Annotated in this window: 5 protein-coding genes; 4 read left to right on the forward strand and 1 reads right to left on the reverse strand. The window is 43.5% G+C overall.

Annotated features, from left to right (window positions below):
• Nucleotides 1-617: J domain-containing protein (locus tag WMO25_RS17105; RefSeq protein ID WP_349086371.1), on the forward strand; the 617-nt coding region annotated here is incomplete at its 5' end.
• 90 nt (nucleotides 618-707) lie between these two features.
• Here WMO25_RS17105 and WMO25_RS17110 read toward each other — a convergent pair.
• On the reverse strand, nucleotides 708-1,403 hold the full coding sequence (locus WMO25_RS17110; RefSeq protein WP_349086372.1) for a hypothetical protein: 696 nt from the start codon (nucleotides 1,401-1,403) through the stop codon (nucleotides 708-710).
• Nucleotides 1,404-1,772: 369 nt separating this feature from the next.
• Between WMO25_RS17110 and WMO25_RS17115 the strand changes: the two genes are divergently transcribed.
• The 3 genes from WMO25_RS17115 to WMO25_RS17125 form a co-directional block, all read left to right on the forward strand.
• The gene (locus WMO25_RS17115) at nucleotides 1,773-1,991 is read left to right on the forward strand and encodes a FeoA family protein (protein ID WP_227081356.1); all 219 of its coding nucleotides are present in this window, start codon (nucleotides 1,773-1,775) and stop codon (nucleotides 1,989-1,991) included.
• A gap of 57 nt (nucleotides 1,992-2,048) precedes the next feature.
• Nucleotides 2,049-2,267 carry a FeoA family protein gene (locus tag WMO25_RS17120; protein WP_349086374.1) on the forward strand — a complete coding sequence of 73 codons (219 nt, stop codon included), beginning with the start codon at nucleotides 2,049-2,051 and terminating at the stop codon, nucleotides 2,265-2,267.
• Between the two features lie 94 nt (nucleotides 2,268-2,361).
• Nucleotides 2,362-2,471: FeoB small GTPase domain-containing protein (locus WMO25_RS17125; protein ID WP_349086375.1), on the forward strand; the 110-nt coding region annotated here is incomplete at its 3' end.

Here is a 2,471-nt window from a genome sequence, read left to right on the forward strand (position 1 = left end):
TCCATGGCAGAAGTAGCAGCGGTTTCGGCGGCCAGGGATTCAAGCAGAGCTATGGCAGCGGTTTTGGCGGCGGCAGTTTCAAGAGCAAGGGGCAGGATCTTCATGCAGAGATCAGGGTCAGCTTTGAAGATGCAGCCTTTGGCTGTGAGAAAGTGATTAATTTAAGCAGTGGGCAGGGTACTCCGGCTCAGAGCCTGAAGGTGCGTGTACCGGCAGGCATTGAGGATGGCAAGAGTATCCGTCTTCGCGGCAAAGGTGGTCCGGGTATGAATGGCGGCGAAGCAGGCGATCTGCTTTTGAAGATCCACGTAGATGAGAAGCCGGGATATGAGCGGAAAGGCATGGATGTTTATACAACAATTTCTGTTCCGTTCACAACTGCTGTTTTTGGCGGTGAGGCCATTGTGAATACTCTGAAGGGCAGTGTGAAATGCAAGATTCCTGCCGGTATTCAGTCGGGCAGCAAGATCAGACTCCGTGGCAAAGGCATTGTTTCCATGAAGGATCCGTCTGTTCATGGTGATATGTATGCAGCTGTTCAGATTCAGGTTCCGCGTAATCTGAGTCCGGAAGCAAAGCAGAAACTCCGTGAGTTTGAGAAAATTGTTGCGGCATAAAATGCTTGAAGTGATAGACAGCAAATAATACGGTGTGCTGCAGATTGAAACGGTAAATCGTAGTGCAAACAGAGTAAACGATTATAAAAACTATCGGATAAACTGTTGAATAAATGTTTCAGCAGCTTTATTTACAAAGCTTTCGAAGTCGGTCGGGTCGAATATCCTGACCGGCTCTTTTTTTATGTCCAGTGACAGATCGGCAGCAGCCAGTTTGCAGAACTGGCGATAGGCGGCAAAATCTGTCTCATTCACCGGCCATGGATGGATTGGTGAAGCAGGCATGGAAAGATGATATTTCTCAATAAGATGCGGACTCATCCGGATATAGTCACCGTAAAAATAATCTTTGGAGAAAAAGGTCATCACAGGCATCTGTTCCCCTGTTTGACGGATTTGGACAGAGACTGCCTTTAAAGATTCTGTTTCATCCAGTCCCTGTTCATTTAAAAAGCGGACAATAGATGGCAGATACTCGGTGAAATACAGATAATCCAGATGAAGATGGGCAAGATAGCCGATCAGCATCGGTTCTTTCAGGGTATTCGGATATGTTTTCTGCCATAAATTAAGATCTGGTGCGATCACCACATGGGAGAAATCAGACGGATGCCAGAAATGGGTCTTATATTTTAATGGACGTGGAATGGCATCGGGCAGGATACTTCCGATGGTGAAATCGTTCTGCCACCCGTGTATATGGGTAAACGGGTAATCAGCAGATGCCTCGCGCAGGTGTTGAGTGATGAGCTTGGCTTCAGTTAAATGAAAGATAATGCTTGGCATGGCAGTACTCCTTTTATAGAGATTGAGAACCCTGGCGTGTTTGGATTGGGATTTTAGCGGTTCACAATAGATATAAATAGAGTATAGCATATATTGGGCCAGTCTATCAAAGGCTTATCTGTAATCTCAGTAAGGTTTAAGTGTGATATAGGTAAATTTTTTCAATGAGTGGCTAATATTGAAAGGATTTTTCAGTAAGAACTTACAAAATTGTATTGAAATAGATGAAAATGAGAATATTTTTCAATAAAACTAAAGAAGATAGTTGACACTAACCTTGCGAATGCGTATAATAACAATGTAAATGATAGCCGTTATCAATAAATGCACAAGGTTCTGCATACATGGACCTGAATTAAAGGAGGAAACATGATGCCTTTAGCTTTATTAGGTGTAGGAGAGTCAGGTACGATCACAGATATCCGCGGCAAGGAAGATGTTATCCATCATCTGCATAATCTGGGATTTGCTGCCGGAACAGATGTTGAAGTTGTCGGCAATACAGATGCCGGTATGATTATTGCTGTCAAAGGTTCAAGAGTAGCCTTGAATCGTGGCATGGCATCCAAGATTACGGTGAATCGTTAATCGGATGTCTGTATAGATAGAATGCATGCGCATTCAGATAAGAGAGGAGACAAAGCCATGACACTTAGAAATGCAGGGGTCGGCCAGACTGTCACAGTTTCAAAGATTACAGGTGTAGGCGCTATTAAGAGACGTATCATGGATATGGGTCTGACAAAAGGCACATCCGTCTATGTTCGTAAAGTGGCACCGCTTGGTGATCCGATAGAAGTAACAGTCAGAGGATATGAATTATCTTTGCGTAAAGCTGACGCAGAGCTGATTGAGGTTCAGTAAATATTGAACCTTTTTTTAGGGCATAAGGTTAGCTTAATCAAACCTTATCGTTTGTTTTAACTGTTCTAATTGTTGAAAATCTGGAGGTAAAAAAATGGCAATCAGAATTGCACTTGCCGGCAACCCAAACTGCGGTAAAACAACATTGTTCAACGCATTAACGGGTTCTAACCAGTTTGTAGGTAACTGGCCTGGCGTAACAGT

The organism is Coprococcus intestinihominis (assembly GCF_040096555.1).
GTDB lineage: Bacteria > Bacillota > Clostridia > Lachnospirales > Lachnospiraceae > Coprococcus_A > Coprococcus_A intestinihominis.